Origin of the sequence: Centipeda flueggei ATCC 43531 (assembly GCF_000160695.1) — a bacterium.
In the GTDB taxonomy this organism is placed as follows: domain Bacteria; phylum Bacillota; class Negativicutes; order Selenomonadales; family Selenomonadaceae; genus Centipeda; species Centipeda flueggei.
Genome location: NZ_GG694006.1, coordinates 17,367 through 32,880 on the forward strand (window position 1 = coordinate 17,367; position 15,514 = coordinate 32,880).

Annotated in this window: 16 protein-coding genes; 11 read left to right on the forward strand and 5 right to left on the reverse strand. The window is 53.9% G+C overall.

Annotated features, from left to right (window positions below):
• The first annotated feature begins 7 nt into the window (after positions 1–7).
• The 11 genes from HMPREF0908_RS00115 to HMPREF0908_RS00165 all read left to right on the forward strand — a co-directional run bounded on the left by HMPREF0908_RS00115 (position 8) and on the right by HMPREF0908_RS00165 (position 10,491).
• The gene (locus HMPREF0908_RS00115; RefSeq protein WP_006689367.1) at positions 8–718 is read left to right on the forward strand and encodes a hypothetical protein; all 711 of its coding nucleotides are present in this window, start codon (positions 8–10) and stop codon (positions 716–718) included.
• 2 nt (positions 719–720) lie between these two features.
• Positions 721–1,959, forward strand: a complete 1,239-nt coding sequence (locus tag HMPREF0908_RS00120; protein WP_040572261.1) for a methionine gamma-lyase family protein — start codon at positions 721–723, stop codon at positions 1,957–1,959.
• Between the two features lie 250 nt (positions 1,960–2,209).
• On the forward strand, positions 2,210–3,328 hold the full coding sequence (locus HMPREF0908_RS00125; protein ID WP_006689369.1) for an ABC transporter ATP-binding protein: 1,119 nt from the start codon (positions 2,210–2,212) through the stop codon (positions 3,326–3,328).
• On the forward strand, positions 3,321–4,976 hold the full coding sequence (locus HMPREF0908_RS00130; protein WP_006689370.1) for an ABC transporter permease: 1,656 nt from the start codon (positions 3,321–3,323) through the stop codon (positions 4,974–4,976). Before HMPREF0908_RS00125 ends, HMPREF0908_RS00130 begins: the two co-directional genes overlap by 8 nt.
• Before the next feature lie 68 nt (positions 4,977–5,044).
• Complete coding sequence (locus tag HMPREF0908_RS00135; RefSeq protein ID WP_006689371.1) at positions 5,045–6,085, forward strand: ABC transporter substrate-binding protein; 1,041 nt, start codon at positions 5,045–5,047, stop codon at positions 6,083–6,085.
• Positions 6,086–6,352: 267 nt separating this feature from the next.
• Positions 6,353–8,083, forward strand: coding sequence for a sensor histidine kinase (locus tag HMPREF0908_RS00140; RefSeq protein WP_006689372.1), 1,731 nt, complete (start codon positions 6,353–6,355; stop codon positions 8,081–8,083).
• On the forward strand, positions 8,055–8,837 hold the full coding sequence (locus HMPREF0908_RS00145) for a response regulator transcription factor (protein WP_006689373.1): 783 nt from the start codon (positions 8,055–8,057) through the stop codon (positions 8,835–8,837). Before HMPREF0908_RS00140 ends, HMPREF0908_RS00145 begins: the two co-directional genes overlap by 29 nt.
• A gap of 201 nt (positions 8,838–9,038) precedes the next feature.
• On the forward strand, positions 9,039–9,332 hold the full coding sequence (rpsF, locus tag HMPREF0908_RS00150) for a 30S ribosomal protein S6 (RefSeq protein WP_040572262.1): 294 nt from the start codon (positions 9,039–9,041) through the stop codon (positions 9,330–9,332).
• 32 nt (positions 9,333–9,364) lie between these two features.
• Positions 9,365–9,817, forward strand: a complete 453-nt coding sequence (locus HMPREF0908_RS00155) for a single-stranded DNA-binding protein (RefSeq protein ID WP_006689375.1) — start codon at positions 9,365–9,367, stop codon at positions 9,815–9,817.
• A 46-nt stretch (positions 9,818–9,863) separates the two neighbouring features.
• Positions 9,864–10,097 carry a 30S ribosomal protein S18 gene (rpsR, locus tag HMPREF0908_RS00160; protein ID WP_006306231.1) on the forward strand — a complete coding sequence of 78 codons (234 nt, stop codon included), beginning with the start codon at positions 9,864–9,866 and terminating at the stop codon, positions 10,095–10,097.
• A gap of 61 nt (positions 10,098–10,158) precedes the next feature.
• Positions 10,159–10,491, forward strand: coding sequence for a hypothetical protein (locus HMPREF0908_RS00165; protein ID WP_006689376.1), 333 nt, complete (start codon positions 10,159–10,161; stop codon positions 10,489–10,491).
• Between the two features lie 71 nt (positions 10,492–10,562).
• On the opposite strand, the gene HMPREF0908_RS00170 is transcribed toward HMPREF0908_RS00165, so the two are convergent.
• From HMPREF0908_RS00170 to HMPREF0908_RS00190, 5 genes are read right to left on the reverse strand one after another with little or no spacing between them, the layout of a single operon-like run.
• Positions 10,563–11,807, reverse strand: a complete 1,245-nt coding sequence (locus HMPREF0908_RS00170) for a metallophosphoesterase family protein (protein ID WP_040572264.1) — start codon at positions 11,805–11,807, stop codon at positions 10,563–10,565.
• Entirely contained in the window at positions 11,807–12,529 is a 723-nt protein-coding gene (locus HMPREF0908_RS00175; protein WP_040572265.1) for a TVP38/TMEM64 family protein, read from the reverse strand. The genes HMPREF0908_RS00170 and HMPREF0908_RS00175 overlap by 1 nt, the downstream gene beginning before the upstream one ends.
• 23 nt (positions 12,530–12,552) lie before the next feature.
• On the reverse strand, positions 12,553–12,900 hold the full coding sequence (locus HMPREF0908_RS00180; protein ID WP_006689379.1) for a hypothetical protein: 348 nt from the start codon (positions 12,898–12,900) through the stop codon (positions 12,553–12,555).
• Between the two features lie 33 nt (positions 12,901–12,933).
• The gene (locus tag HMPREF0908_RS00185) at positions 12,934–13,776 is read right to left on the reverse strand and encodes a peptidoglycan recognition protein family protein (protein WP_006689380.1); all 843 of its coding nucleotides are present in this window, start codon (positions 13,774–13,776) and stop codon (positions 12,934–12,936) included.
• Entirely contained in the window at positions 13,773–15,479 is a 1,707-nt protein-coding gene (locus tag HMPREF0908_RS00190; protein WP_040572266.1) for an ABC transporter ATP-binding protein/permease, read from the reverse strand. The genes HMPREF0908_RS00185 and HMPREF0908_RS00190 overlap by 4 nt, the downstream gene beginning before the upstream one ends.
• Positions 15,480–15,514: the final 35 nt, after the last annotated feature.

Consider the following 15,514-nt stretch of genomic DNA (forward strand, 5'->3'; position numbering starts at 1 on the left):
ATGTACGATGGCGAAGGAGTTTACGAAGGAAGTTGACGAGGCTCTTGCTGCATGTGTGCTGCTCGATACATTGCCGAAAGAACTGGATGGTTTTATGCTTGCCCCAATGCGGCAGGAGCACGAGGGACAGTATGATTTCTTTCTCTATGATGCACCTGCAGAGCACCGTGCGATCGTGGGCTTCTATGATAGTGCCACAAAGACCTACAAGGTGCGCGTTGTAGTCGGGGTTGTGAGTTTTGCGCTGTCCTCCTTTGTCTGTGGAGATTTGGAGACGTTCGGGCGGGAACTCACAAGGAATCTGCCGCGTGTGACGGCGGAGCTGCATGCGGACGCGCTGGCATCGCAGGAGCTTGCTCCCGTGTGCGATGCTATTCGTACGTGGTCGTATGGAGCAGCCCTTGCAGAGGAGTTGGAGGGCTTTTCTCTCTTTGTCCAACCCTCTGCACCGGCACAGCTGACGAATGGGTCATTTCTTATCATCGACTATGTAGATTTTGCCAAGGGGAACGATGTCGGTATCTATTACAATTGCTATCGCAATGAGTTCTTCGGTGAGTATCACGTGGCAGGAATGCCTTATGTAAGCTATGACTTTGATGCAGAAGATCTAGAGGGTCTGGAACAGCGGCTGGAGCTTCATCTCGTGCGCTATCTGCGCCTTGTGGCAGCGCAGTGGGCGAAAGAGCAGGGAGTGGATGATGGAAGCGGGAGGTAGTTGTGCAGAGAGATCAACTGAGTACACTGCGGGCAGATGTACTGGAACGCGCGCGCAGCGCATTTGCACATATGGACGAGATTTCCGAGCAAAACACGAAGAAGGTGCTCGATGTCATGCGGGCATGCCGCGTCTCCGATGTGCATTTTAATGTGAGTGCGGGTTACGCATACAGTGACCTCGGGCGTGAGAAACTGGATGAGGTCTATGCACGTGTCTTTGGTGCGGAGCGTGCCCTCGTGCGGACGCAGTTTGTCTCGGGGACGCACGCCCTCGCAGCAGTGCTGTTCGGCCTTCTCCGTCCCGGTGACCGCCTCATCTCCATCACAGGCACGCCCTATGATACGATGCAGACGGTGATCGGCTGGGCGCATGAAAGCTGTGGATCGCTGAAGGAATTCGGCGTCTCCTACGACGAACTGCCCCTGCGTGAAGGGCGCGTGGATCTGGACAGCATTGCACATGTCATGACACCCGAGACGAAGATAGCACTCGTTCAGCGTTCACGCGGCTACAGTGAGCGCGAGCCGCTCAGCATCGCGGATATCCGTGCTGTCAGCGCGCGCATCAAGGCGGCAAATCCCAACTGCATTGTCTTCGTGGACAACTGTTACGGCGAGTTCGTGGAGACGGAGGAGCCGACAGCAATCGCGGATGTGGATATCATGGCGGGCTCGCTCATCAAGAACCCGGGCGGTGGACTTGCACCGACAGGCGGCTACATCGCGGGACGCAGCGACCTCGTGGAGATGGCGTCCTATCGCCTGACGGCGCCGGGGATGGGGGACGAGCTCGGCGCGAGCCTCGTCTCGAACCGTCTGCTCTTTCAGGGGCTGTTCCTCGCGCCGCATGTAGTCGCACAGGCACTCAAGGGTGCGGTGTTCGCCGCAGGCATCTTCGAGAGGCTGGGATGTCATACATTCCCGCGCTTTACGGATGTGCGTAGCGATATCATACAGGCGATTGTGCTCGGGGATGCGGAGCGCATGAAGGCGTTCGCACGCGCGATACAGGCAATGTCGCCCGTGGATGCGTTCGCCGCGCCTGAGCCGTGGGATATGCCGGGCTATACCGATCCGATCATCATGGCGGCAGGAACGTTCGTGCAGGGCGCGTCGATCGAGCTGAGCGCGGACGGTCCCATGCGCGCGCCGTACTGCATCTATCTGCAGGGCGGACTGACGTTCGAGCACGCCGCGCTCGGCGTGATGGCGGCGGCGGAAGCCATCCTGCCGCAGTAGATTCCGTCGGGAGGGATGAATATGTACGGTCATTGCTCACAGGTCGAGGAAGTGCCTCATTTAAGGGAGATAGACGCATACATATATCGAGATTTTGCAGCTCATTCAAAGGGATGGGCTTTTTGTATGTTCAGTTTTTCGGATATTTTTGCAGTTTTAAGGATATTATTCTATCGCAAATATTTGTATAATACATACAATTGAATAAATAATACTATGATCGTGCGTATTTCCGATTGGAGGAGTGAATATGAGCGTAGCGATAGAGATTGAGAATGCCGTCAAGAGATACGGCGATCTCACGATTATCCCGGGGATCACGGAGCATATCCGAAATGGAGAGTTTTTTACCCTGCTTGGTCCCTCGGGCTGCGGAAAAACAACGCTCCTGCGCATGATTGCAGGGTTCAACAGCATCGAAGGCGGTGACATCTGCTTTAACGAGAAGCGGATCAATGACATCCCCGCGCATCAGCGCAACATAGGCATGGTGTTCCAAAGTTATGCGATCTTCCCGCATCTCACCGTGCGGGAGAATGTGGAGTATGGGCTGAAGCTGCGTAAGGTGCCAAAGGCGGAGATGAAGGAGCGCGTCGATAAAATCCTCGATGTGGTGCAGATCACAGACTATCAGGATCGTTTACCCGAGCGTCTCTCCGGAGGACAGCAGCAGCGTGTGGCACTTGCCCGTGCGATTGTCATCCACCCGAGCGTGCTGCTCATGGATGAACCGCTCTCAAATCTTGATGCAAAGCTGCGTGTGGAGATGCGTTCCGCAATCCGCGAGGTGCAGAAGCAGGTCGGCATCACGACGGTCTATGTTACGCATGATCAAGAGGAAGCGCTCTCGATCTCCGACCGCATCGCTGTCATGAACAAGGGGGAGATTCAACAGACGGCACGTCCGCAGACCATCTATGAGCGTCCGTGGAATATCTTTGTCTCGACCTTCATCGGTCACTCCAATCTGTTTCACGGTACGGTGAAGCGGGGGGAGGGACAGACGAGCGTTGTTTTTCGCAATGGCTGGGAAATGCCCATGGACGGCATCGAGGATACGGCAGAGGACGGGATGGAGGTCGTCGTCTCTGTGCGCCCAGAGGAACTGTCCATTCAGTCCGAAGGACTCTCATGTGAGGTACTCACAAAGGTTTTCCTCGGCAAGTACATCAATTACAGTCTCGGCTTTGCCGATGAGATGATCCTGCCGAATCAGGCGTCCATCGAGTTCTCGCAGGATCTCGGCCATGCTGAGCAGCAGCTCGAGGTGGGGGATACGGTCTGTCTGCGCCCCAACGCCAAGCGCATCAATGTCTTTACGGCAGATGGCTCGCGCAATATTTTGAAGGATGTGGTGCACTATGAGTAAGCATGGGGTGCGCCTTGACTTCTGGACGGGCATCACGGCTCTGTCGATTGGTGTGTTTGGGCTCTTCTTAATCTATCCGCTCTTTTCCCTCTTTATCTCTGCGTTTCAGGATGCCATGACGGGGGAGTTCACTCTTGAGCACTTCACGCACTTCTTCGAGCGGAAATATTACTATCAGTCGATGATCAACAGTTTCAGTGTGACCGCCTGTGTGACGGTTCTCGCCATCGTGATCGGGACGGCACTCGCGTACTGCATGACGCTCTTTCGTGTGCGCGGCAAGACGGCACTCGAAATCTGCATTATCATCTCGCTGCTCTCGCCGCCCTTCATTGGCGCGTACTCATGGATTCTCATCGGCGGACGCAGCGGCATCCTGACGCAATGGCTGCAGACGACATTCCACTATGAATTCCCGTCAATCTACGGGTTTACGGGCATTCTGCTCGTATTGACGCTGAAGCTCTATCCGTTTATCTACCTCTATGCCGCTGGTGCGATGAAGAGCATCGATGCGGCACTGGTTGAGGCAGCAGAGAGCCTTGGGTGCAGCGGCATCCGCAAGGTGGCGACAGTCATTGTCCCGCTCATTACACCGACCATTCTCGCCGGTGCGCTCATGGTGTTCATGAATGCGATGGCAGACTTTGGTACGCCGATGCTGATCGGTGAGGGCTTCAACGTCATGCCTGTCATGATCTACTCGGAGTTCATTAATGAAGTTGGCGATCAGGCGAATTTTGCGGCGGCGATGGCGGCGATTATGGTTCTCATTACCTCGACAATTTTCCTGCTGCAAAAGTACGTGGTGAGCCGCAAGTCGTTTACGATGAGCTCTCTGCGTCCGATTGCGGTCAAAGAGCTGCATGGTGTGCGAAATGTGCTAATGCATGCAGCGATATATCTGCTCGTCGCGCTGTCACTCATCCCCCAGCTGGTCGTCATTTATACGTCGTTCCTGGAGACAAATGGTGCGGTATTTACGGGCGGCTACTCGCTCGAGAGCTATACGACGATCTTCAGCAGTCTGGGAACATCGATCTCGAATACGTATCTCTTCAGTACGGCGGCTATTCTTGCTATTGTATTTCTCGGTATGACCGTCGCCTATCTGACGACGCGGCGCAAGAGTATACTCACAGACATCATCGATACATTGACGATGTTCCCATATATCATCCCTGGTTCTGTCCTCGGCATTACGCTTCTCTTAGCGTTCAACGAGGAACCGATGCTGCTCTCAGGGACAGCACTGATCATCATCATTTCGCTCGTCATAAGGCGTCTGCCCTATACGCTGCGCTCAAGTTCGGCGATTCTCTATCAGATCAGCCCGAGCATCGAGGAGGCATCCATCAGCCTCGGGGCCTCGCCCCTCAAAACGTTCTTTAAGGTGACGGCAGTGATGATGCTCCCGGGCGTCATGAGCGGCGCGATTCTCTCGTGGATCACGGCGATCAATGAGCTCAGTTCCTCGGTCATCCTCTTCACGGGTGCGACCAAGACCATGTCGGTCGCCATCTACACAGAGGTCATTCGTGCCAGCTATGGTACGGCGGCGGCACTCTCGACGATCTTGACGCTCACGACGATCGCCGCGATGCTGATCTTCTTCCGCGTGTCGGGCAGCCGCGACGTTACCCTCTAATGCGTTTCTTTCGGGCACGTTCCCGATGATGTTATAGGTTTGGTCGTTTTGTCAAAGGAGGTTATCTCATGCGATTCAAAAAGGTGATTGCTGCTGTCGCGGCATCCCTCGTCCTCGGTACCGCGCTCAGCGGATGCGGTGGCGGGAGCGGCGGTGAGAAGCAGACGGCACAGGCAGATGACAACAGCCTCGTTATCTACTGCCCGCATCCGCTTGCCTTCATCAACCCTCTTGTCGAGGAGTTTGAGAAACAGAGCGGTGTGAAGGTTGAGGTCATCGCTGCCGGAACGGGCGAGCTCCTGAAACGCGTCGAGTCCGAGAAGGCGAACCCTCTCGGGGATATTTTCTGGGGCGGGTCACTCAATACGATGAAGCCGAAGGCGGCACTCTTTGAGAACTACACTTCGGTGAACGAAGATCACATTCAGGCAGCGTTCAAGAACACAGAGGGACCAATGACGCGCTTTACGGATATTCCGAGCGTCATTATGATCAATACGAATCTCATTGGCGATGTGAAGGTTGAGGGCTATGAGGATTTGCTGAACCCCGCCCTCAAGGGGAAGATTGCCTTTGCCGATCCGTCGAAGTCCTCGTCCTCCTATGAGCATCTCATCAATATGCTCTATGCGATGGGAAATGGTGACCCCGACAAGGGCTGGGACTATGTGGAGAAACTCTGCCGTAATCTGGACGGCAAGCTCCTCTCCGGTTCGTCTGCGGTCTACAAGGGGGTCGCCGATGGTGAGTACGCTGTTGGTCTGACCTTTGAAGAGGGCGGCGCGAAGTACGTTGCTGACGGTGCTCCCGTCAAGCTCGTCTACATGAAGGAAGGCGTTATCTCGAAGCCGGACGGCATCTATATCATCAAGAATGCTAAGCACATGGAGAATGCGAAGAAGTTCATTGACTTCATCACGAGCAAAGAGGCACAGAGCATCATCGCCTCGCAGCTCCATCGCCGCTCCGTGCGTGACGATGTGGACCCGCCTGTCGGACTCCTGCCGAAGGATCAGATCAAGATCATCAACGATGATGAGCAGGTTGTCGAGAAGAACAAGAAGTCTTGGCTGGATAAGTTCAAGGACATCTTCACGAGTGTACAGTAATCGTTGGATGATTTCCTGAAAAGGGCTGTTGGAGAGTTCTTCCCATCGGATCGATGCGCTGGCCGCTTCCCCGCTTATGGGGAAAACTAATGCTCTCTTCCCCTAAGAGGGGGAGGGAATCGCTAGTGGTAGTTGAGGCACAAAACGCAGGGACTGTTGTATTAGGTGAAAACCTTTGTACAGCAGTCTCTGTTTGTTTTTGTCTAAATTTGGTATAATAGAGTCCGGATGAAGATTATTTCGTAACTATAGTTAAGGAGGGAGTGCGTGCGGAAATTTCAAGACGAGGTGCGCAGTGCACTCCTCCTGTATGCCATCGTTCCTGTTTTGCTCATCACGGTGATCTGTCTGCTGCTGGCAGCATTTTACTGGCATCGGAATGTCGCCGCGCACACGGAGGAGGAGGTACGGGCGACGGGCGCAATCTTTACGGAGCTGACACAGGATTATGAGGAGCGTGCGGCAGAGATTGCAGCGGTCGGGCTCGATGGGTTCCATACGGACGAAAATGGACGAAGTGCCGCGATGGAGCGTGTTTACGCGCGGCTCAACCGCTATGGTGCACAACCGCATTTCTTCCTGTTGGACGCGGGGCGGCATGTTCTCTTTTCCACAGAGCGGGATGTCCCCCCGTATCTTGTGCCCACGTCAATGCACTGGGGCGTACTCTCGCGTATGGAGCAGCAGGAGGGGGGTGTGGCGGAATTTGTCCCGAACGGAGCACAGGATTGGGACTATGTGGTCGGGCAGGCAGTTCACCGCGCTCCTGCCATTGGAGATGCCGTATCGACGGTCGATGGCTATGCCGTCTTTGTCGTGCCCGTGCGGGAACTGGGGCAGCACTTGCAGATGGGGGAGAAGGTACACTTCGCCATTGCTGACCGTGCGGGACGTGCACCGTTTGTCACAATGGCCGCTCTGCGGGACCCTGCTTTTCAAAAAATCGTGCCCGCATTGGATGGCAGAGCGGGGCTGGTCAGTGTGGATGGGCAGCACTATTATGCGGCATCTGAACCATTGGACGGAGGATTTACTATCTATGCACTTTTGCCGCTCGGCAGCCGTATCGCTCAATTTGCGACAGGGGGGGTGATTCTTCTCGGTGTCTTTTTGCTTATGCTGCCGCTGATCGTCATCAGTGTGCGCCGCGAGACGCGCGATAAGACGCGGGCGGTGGGGGAGATCGTGGATGCATTTCGTGCCGTGCGGCATGGACATCTGGATCGCAGACTCGCGATACGCTCGGGCAACGAGTTTGAGGAGATCGGTGCGGCATACAATCGTATGGCGGAGAGTCTTGTCCGGCTCATGCGCGAAAATGAAGAGGAGGCACGAGCGAGTGTGATCTCAGAACTTCGCCAGCTCGAGTCACAGTTCAATCCGCATTTCCTCTTTAACACACTCGAGAACATCAAGTTTATGACGAAACTCGCACCCGACGATGCCGTGCGCATGATTTCTGCTCTTTCGGCACTCCTACGGTACAGCATCGATAATCGGGTGCGGCAGGTGACTCTCGCCGAGGATCTCTGCCATCTGGAGCGTTATATCGAGATTCAGCGGCTGCGCTTTGGGGCACATTTTTCCTATCAACAGGAGGCCGCAAAAGGGGTGGAGTCCTGCTTCGTTCCGAAATTGCTCCTTCAGCCCGTCGTGGAAAATGCCATTCACTATGGTGCGGATGCAGAGGGGAACATAGAGATTAGGTCGCAGATTACCATGGAGGCGGAGCATCTGCACATCGTCATTGCGGACAGGGGGATGGGGATGGATGCAGAAACGCTGCATCGTCTGCGAACGATGATGGCGGAGGGGGAGAATCGCTCCGTGCACACGGGGCTCTACAATATCGACCGTCGGATTCGTTTGCTCTATGGCACGGGATATGGTGTGCATATTACGTGCCCTCCGTCGGGAGGGACACGTGTGGAGATGGTGCTGCCGATTCGGTGCAGCGGAGGTGAAGAAAATGCAGCGCGTGCTGATTGTCGAGGATGAAGAGATCATCCGCAAGGGGCTGGTATGCACGATTGACTGGGCAGCGATGAATTGCGTCGTGGTTGGCGACGCCGGCGACGGTATTGCAGGATTGGAGCTGCTGCGCACGACGCATCCCGACATTCTTTTGACAGATATCCGTATGCCGCGTATGGATGGGATCACGATGGCAGAGTATGCACGTGATGCGGGAATTCTGCCGCAGCTCATTTTTCTTACGAGTTATGCAGAGTTTGATTATGCCAAAAAGGCGATTGAACTCCAAGCCGCTGACTATTTGCTGAAACCGGTCAATGAGGAGGAACTTGCAGCACTCCTGTATCGTCTTGCAGAGCAGAAGAAAGATAAAACGAAGACAGAGCCTCTGTCAGAGGGGCTTGATTGGGCACGATATTTCTCGGATGATGGACTAAACCCCTATGTACGCTATGCTATGGAGCGCATTCGTTGTGATTATCGTGACAAGCTCAGTATTGAGCAGCTGGCAGAGGAATCTGGTGTGAGTGCGAGCTACCTCAGTCGGAAGTTCAAGGAAGTGCTGGGGCAGACCTTTCTTGAGGCTTTGACGCGTCAGCGCCTGCAAAAGGCGGTGAGTCAGCTCGCATCCGGAAAATATCGTGTTTATGAGATTGCTGAAAACAATGGCTTTGGTGACTATAAGAATTTCTGCAGTGTGTTCAAAAAGTATATGCACATATCACCGCGTGATTTCCTGCATTCTGTTCAGGACCGTGTGCGGCAGAAGGAAGAATAGGGAAAGAGCGTATGCGGCGTGCATCCTATGCCTACACGGCACGGATTATATTTTTGTGGATGAAATGCTTGCGTACTGCTGGAAAACATGATATACTGTCACCTGTCGCGTGAGCGCCGCGTTCTTTTCGTGTGCGTTCGCAGAAGAATAACTCTGCCGCCGACAGGTACGGCGGCCAAAGACCAAAGAGGAGGTGATTTCGTGAGATTGTACGAAGTCATATTTATTGTGAAGCCGATGGAGGAAGAAGCGACAAACGCCGTCATCGAGAAGTTCACAAAGCTCATTCAGGCAAACGGCGGTAAGATCGAGAAGGAAGACCGCTGGGGCAAGAAGCGTCTCGCCTATGAGATCAAGGACATGACCGAAGGATACTACGTTCTGCTGTACGTCAATGCAGAGCCTGCCTGTGTCGCTGAGTGTGACCGTGTGATGAAGATCACCGACGATCTGCTCAAGCACATGATCGTCCGTGCAGACGGCATCGAAGAATAAGACATGACGGGATCCATGCAGGAGAGAGACCCATGAACAGAGTCATACTGATCGGTCGCCTTGCGCGCGACCCTGAGATTCGCTACACACAGAGCGGCAAAGCATTTTGCCGTTTTACTGTGGCAGTTGACCGCCGCTTCTCGCGTGCGGCACAGCAGGAAGGACAGCAGACGGCTGACTTCATCCCCGTGACATGCTGGGAGAAACTCGCTGAGATCTGTGGCAATAACCTTACCAAGGGGCGCCGCATCGGAGTCGAGGGACGCATTCAGGTACGCAGCTACGACGGCAGTGATGGACAGCGGAAGTATGCGACAGATGTTGTTGCGGACAATGTGGAGTTTCTCGATTCGAAAAATGCCGGCAGCGCACCGCAGGGCAGCTATGATGCACCAGCATCGCATAGTGCAGCACCCGCTGCGGGTGGAAGTGCCGCACCGGATATGATGGGACCCGTAATTCCGGATGATGACATTCCATTCTGAGTGAAGTACACCTCAGAATATCCTGTAATAAGGAGGGACAGCCAATATGATGAAACGAGATCGGGGGCGCAAGCCACGTCGTAAGGTTTGCTCGTTCTGTGTAGACAAGGTCGATCATATCGACTATAAGGATGCTGCAAAGCTGCGTCGTTTTACGACGGAACGCGGCAAGATTTTGCCGCGCCGGATTTCCGGCAACTGCGCAAAGCATCAGCGTCAAGTCACGCTCGCTATCAAGCGTGCGCGCAACATTGCGCTTCTTCCGTTCACGGCGGAGTAAATATCGCGCCGCACCGCTATGGTGCGGTGTTTTTTTACGGGGATAAGATTCGGATAGAGGGATGATATATATGATACATTGCCAGAGAAAGTATATCGTATGTGTCCTTGCTGGCATACTTGGGTTCGGCATGATGACTCTGTTTCTTCCGTCGGCAGAGGCGTCAGAGGCCTTGACGCTGAGTTATGAGGAGGGAGCCTCGAATGAGTATGATTTCCGTATCAGACGGGAAGAGCGTATTCATGAGGAGAATGTGCGAACCATCGAGTTCAATTTCCGTTGTGACGGTGATCAGGAAAAGTATGACCGTGCGATGCGCGCCGAACAAAAACGGCATGCTGAGGCAGTGAACGAGATCGAACGAGATTATCGAAGCGGCAGTCCTTGGCGTTGATAGACAACTCAAAAAGAACGTATCCTATGGGGGTCGTCCGATTACTCCATGGGATACGTTCTTTTGTTTTTCTATTTTCGCAGTTCAATCGTATCGATTACTGTTCCGTCAAGGGATTCACAGCATATATGAAGCCGATGTACATCGGCTTCCATATAGAGATAGTTCGACGGAGCGGGATTGGGGGAGGCGGCGAGGTCATAGATCTCGGCAGGGACATCAAAGTATTCATTTCCGCCGGGACCCCCAAGCAGATACAATGTCCCGTGAGGATCCGTTTGGTGTGCACGGATTTGCCGCCGACGATATGCATGGACATGTCCGGTAACAACAAGATCTATGTCAAGCGCATCAAATACATCCATGAAGATGTGCCCTACATCGCTGATGCCGTGCTGTGTCTGCTGATCGATCTGATACTCACCGTATGCGAGGATATCCTTATGCATGAGGACGATCTTCCATGGGGCGTGGGATGCAGCTGCATCCCGTTTCAGCCAGTCAAGCTGCTCCTCCTTTAGCGCCGTTCCACATGCTCCGCACTCGAGAAACTGCGTATCGAGGACAATGACGTGCAGCACACTGAGGTCAAAGGAATAATAGTGACCACGAAATGCCGGACTTCCATTTTCCGGCAGGACGAAGGTATGCAGATAGCGCATAGGGGGAACGTCTTCCCACGCGAGGCTGTAATATTCATGATTACCGAGTGCGGGGGCGTGGGGGACGCGTGCGAGGGGGGACGGTTCGCCCTCCATTGCAGCGAAAAAGTTATCCCAATGCCATGCTGATTCACCGTTATCTGTGAGATCGCCGATGAGTGCAGCGAAGTCGATATCCCCATGTCGCTGGAATGCTGCCTGATAGACAGAATTCCAGATGTTGTAATTCTCTCCGCACTGGCTGTCTGAAAAGAGCAGGGCCCGCACAGGGGCATATGCGCGGGGGACGGACAACGGAATCCAAGCGGTTTCCCCGCCGGAATGTACGATACGATATGTACCGCCAAACTTTGGCAATGGAATCTCTGCATGGAAGATAAACTGTTCTGTGTCATCCATTGTGAAATGTGTGCACTCAGGGGTAAACGACACGGTATGTCCATCCTTGCCGCTGCGGAGTTCAACATAAGCATCGCGCAGCAATATCGGTGCATCCCACTGGATCATACGTGTCGATGCAGGCTGTGCTGTTATGATTTGGCGCAGGTGTCGGATGTCTTCCACAGCGGCGGCAGCGTGGGATGAAAAGAGACTGCCAAGTCCCATCGTAATGATGGAATGCATGGCAGTCTGTAAGAAACGGCGTCGTGTCATCATTTTTTCTCCGTGTTCTCAGGTATGGTTTCCGTGTGCATCATACGTTTTTCAAAACGGATTGCAGTATAGATGAGAATAGCAGCACAGATAACGACAATGATAAGGCGAGTATTGTTCTCCTGCTGCATGATGAGGTCATGTCCGATGATTGCCTCGATGCCCGTCGAGGGAAATTTGCCGACGAGAGAGGCAAGCACATAGTCGCGCAGACGGATAGAGGAGAGTGCACCGACCGCATTCATGACAGCGGAGGGAAGATAGGGGACCATGCGGCCGATGAGCATAATGATGAATCCTTTGCTGCCGCTGTAATGGTCGATCTTTGCAAGGAAGGGGCTCTTGGCGATGGCACGTTCTGCCGCATCCCGGAAGTAGAAACGCATCAGCAGAAAGGCGATGGTTACACCGACGGTCTCGGCAACGCAGGAAAGAATAATGCCGGGGACAATGCCGAAAAGAATGACGTTTGCCGTTGAGAAGATAACGGCGGGCGGAAAGCCGAGTGCATTGGTAAAGAGAGTAAGCAAAAATGCGAAGAAGACCGCTCCCTGACCGAAGGTGTGAATGTAGTCTACCGTTGCCGGAATATCGCCGCTGGCAAGCAGCGAAAACAGTGAGGGGAGGAAATCCGGTGCGATAAGATGAATGATGGCAAAGAGAAGGATAATAGCGAGTGCCGCACCTATTTTTAGGATGCCCATGCCCTGTGGTTTTTTCACGTAAATACCTCCTCCTGGGAGTTTTAAGTCATAAAGAGAAGTACAAAGGCACCGAGGAGCAGGGAAAGGCTGAAGCCCTGCATGACGTTTGCGATATCTCGTCCATAGGCAGAAGAAAAATATGCTGCGATTTTGCGCAGCTCGAAAATCAGGAAGGAAAGACAGAAAAAGATGAGTGAGAGATCGTCCTGTGTCCATCCATAGGCGAAGATCAGTGCAGTGAGAACGATGCCGGTCTGTTCTCCACGGGAAAACAGGCATTCCGTCTCTTTTTTTCGTTCATATGCATCAATTTCTGCGCGCGTCAATGGAATGCCCATCTCATTGAATTTTTCTTGCTCGCGGTCAAACCACCGGTAGTGGAAACTCATGGATTTTCACCTCCGTTTTTTCTGTGTCAAATCTTATTTCGTGGCGATTCTCCGTTGTGTCGTATTCCCTGGCTTCGGTATGTCGGGACGCTTATTCGGACGCAATGACGGCCTTTCCGGAGTAGGACGTACGGGAGGATTTGGCGTGCTTGGTGTGGGGTGTGAAGGTCGGCCATTCTTTTTCTGTGCGGCCTCTAATCTCTCGCGCAGGAGGGCTTGCTGTTGTTCTTGTTCCTCACGTTCCCGGTGCATGATATGCAGACGCTCCGCTTGCAGTTCTTTTGAGCCGTAGTAGATGCATGACTCCGCCACGATATCCGGCATCTCTGCGTAAAGATATCGGCCAGGACATGCTGTGGCGTTAAAGTCACGGTGACCTTTTACGGTGACGCCCCAGATGGGATTGAGTTGATAGACGATGCACAACGCAGCGATGAGATGTGCTGCACTATGCTTTTGCGCTTCGGTAGGAACGGCTGACTCGAAGTCTCCCACAATGTTGATGCCGATGGTATGACGGTTCTCTCCGTAGACGTGTGCACCGACCGTGCCCATGGGGCGACCCTCCTCGATTGTGCCGTCCTTACGGATGAGGAAGTGATAGCCGATGCCTGACCAGCCGTTGTGAAGATGCCATTCATGGACGGTTTCGGCAGAGACATCTGCGTTCGTATTGCCAATGTGGTGGACGACAATACAGTCCGTGACAAAGCGGTTTTCCAGCGGGCCAAAAGATAGATACGTTGGTTTTATCGTTACGCCCGGCAGGACGGGGGGAACGTACCATGATGCCTCTGCCGCATCTGGACAGAAGGGGAATAGGGCGGCACCAATGCCGACAAGCGTCATGCGGCGCAAAAAATCTCTACGATTCATGTGGGAATCTCCTGGGAAACGATTGTGTTGTCGTGTATACGAATTTCGGTTTCATGGAACGCATAGAGCGTTGAGCGATGTCCGACACTGATGATGCCAGCCATAGGAAGCTCCTGCCGGAGAAGTTCATACAGTATGCGTTCGCGCGGCTCGTCGAGGGCGGATGTCGCCTCATCGAGAAAGACCCAGTCGGGACGAATGAGCAGAATGCGTGCAAAGGCAAGGCGCTGCTGTTCGCCGAGCGACAGAATGCGGCTCCAATCATCTGTGTCGGATAGGCGCGCTGCAAGATGCGGCAGCCCAACCTGCGCGAGCACGTGTGTCATCTTCTTATCAGAAGCTGCTGCCGTACGCGGATAGGAAAGCACACGGCGGAGTGTACCGAGCGGCAGGTAGGGATGTTGAGGGAGAAAGAGCCGCGAGGACTTCTGCGGCATTGCTACCGTGCCGCTGCCCGTGAACCAGATCCCCGCAATGGCACGCAGAAGTGTGCTCTTTCCAACACCTGATGTCCCCGTGATGAGGGTGCGGCTGCCGTGCGGCAGGGTTAATCCAGAGACAGAGAAAAGTTCTGCGCCGTGCGGGAGCACAACGTGAAGATCTGTAAGTTGAAGTGCATCCTCCGTATTGTTCGTATGTGCAATCGCAGATGATATGGCAGATGCTTCTGCGATATGCGCCGTAAAGCCTGATAGTCGCTGGATGACAGCGGACAGCTCGGCGATGGAGCTGTAGGAGTCGACGAAGAAGGACAGCGCATCCTGTACGCGGCCAAATGCCGAGATAGTCTGCATCAGACCGCCGAGGGCGATCTCGCCTGCATAGTAGCGCGGTGCTGCCATGATGAGCGGGAAGATAACGGCGAGCTGACCGTAGCCGTTCACGTAGAAATTCAGCAGCTTTGTTCGCCGCATCAGTCCCCAGTAGTTTTTTACGACATAGGCAAAGCGTTCCTTAAACCCCTGTGCCTCTGCCAGCTCACCGTGATAGAATGCGATGCTCTCGCTGTTCTCGCGCACGCGCATCATGCTGAAACGGAAATCCGCCTCATAGCGCTGCTGATTGAAGTTCAGTCGGATAAGCTTTCGTCCGACAAAATGGACAAGGACACTGCCAACGCCTGCGTAGAGGAGAGACAGCCAGAACATATAGCCGTAGATAGTGAATGTCTCGCCTCCCATAGGAACGGTGAGCGTTCCGGAGAGGTTCCACAGAACGACGGCGAATGCGCCGAGTGTTGTGATTTGTTTCAGTGCGCCGACAAGGAGTGCCAGGGTCAGCGTAACGAATTGATTAATATCCTCACTGATACGCTGATCGGGGTTGTCCGTATCGCTGCGGAGCATTTGCAGACGGTAGTAGACTTGTCCGTGCATCCAGCGCGCGAGGTAGTCCTCCGTCATCCATGTACGCCAGCTGATTGTCAGCATCTGCCGCAGATAGACGGCGTAGACGGCAATGATGATGTAGAGAAGAGCGAGTCCTGTGAACGTACCGACGAGCGGCCAGAAGGAAGCCAAGTCGTACGCCTGAAGTGCATCGTAGAAGTCACGATACCAATCATTGATGCGGACAAGTAGGTACACCATGACGAGATTGAGCACGATGACAGAGGTGAGCAGTCCGCGCGCCCGCCACTTCTCGGCGGAACTCCAATATCCCTTGAACAGCCGCCAAAAGCCACGAATGAGGGGCAGTTTCACGCAGTATCCTCCTTTTTTGAACGAACGATATTCAT

Bases quoted from the DNA above. Each gene is read 5' to 3' on its own strand.
- rpsR (WP_006306231.1), top strand. From the start codon at position 9,864: ATGATGAAACGAGATCGGGGGCGCAAGCCACGTCGTAAGGTTTGCTCG.
- HMPREF0908_RS00155 (WP_006689375.1), top strand. From the start codon at position 9,365: ATGAACAGAGTCATACTGATCGGTCGCCTTGCGCGCGACCCTGAGATT.
- HMPREF0908_RS00130 (WP_006689370.1), top strand. From the start codon at position 3,321: ATGAGTAAGCATGGGGTGCGCCTTGACTTCTGGACGGGCATCACGGCT.
- HMPREF0908_RS00180 (WP_006689379.1), bottom strand. From the start codon at position 12,900: ATGAGTTTCCACTACCGGTGGTTTGACCGCGAGCAAGAAAAATTCAAT.
- HMPREF0908_RS00165 (WP_006689376.1), top strand. From the start codon at position 10,159: ATGATATATATGATACATTGCCAGAGAAAGTATATCGTATGTGTCCTT.
- HMPREF0908_RS00145 (WP_006689373.1), top strand. From the start codon at position 8,055: ATGCAGCGCGTGCTGATTGTCGAGGATGAAGAGATCATCCGCAAGGGG.
- HMPREF0908_RS00125 (WP_006689369.1), top strand. From the start codon at position 2,210: ATGAGCGTAGCGATAGAGATTGAGAATGCCGTCAAGAGATACGGCGAT.
- HMPREF0908_RS00135 (WP_006689371.1), top strand. From the start codon at position 5,045: ATGCGATTCAAAAAGGTGATTGCTGCTGTCGCGGCATCCCTCGTCCTC.
- HMPREF0908_RS00185 (WP_006689380.1), bottom strand. From the start codon at position 13,776: ATGAATCGTAGAGATTTTTTGCGCCGCATGACGCTTGTCGGCATTGGT.
- HMPREF0908_RS00170 (WP_040572264.1), bottom strand. From the start codon at position 11,807: ATGACACGACGCCGTTTCTTACAGACTGCCATGCATTCCATCATTACG.
- HMPREF0908_RS00115 (WP_006689367.1), top strand. From the start codon at position 8: ATGGCGAAGGAGTTTACGAAGGAAGTTGACGAGGCTCTTGCTGCATGT.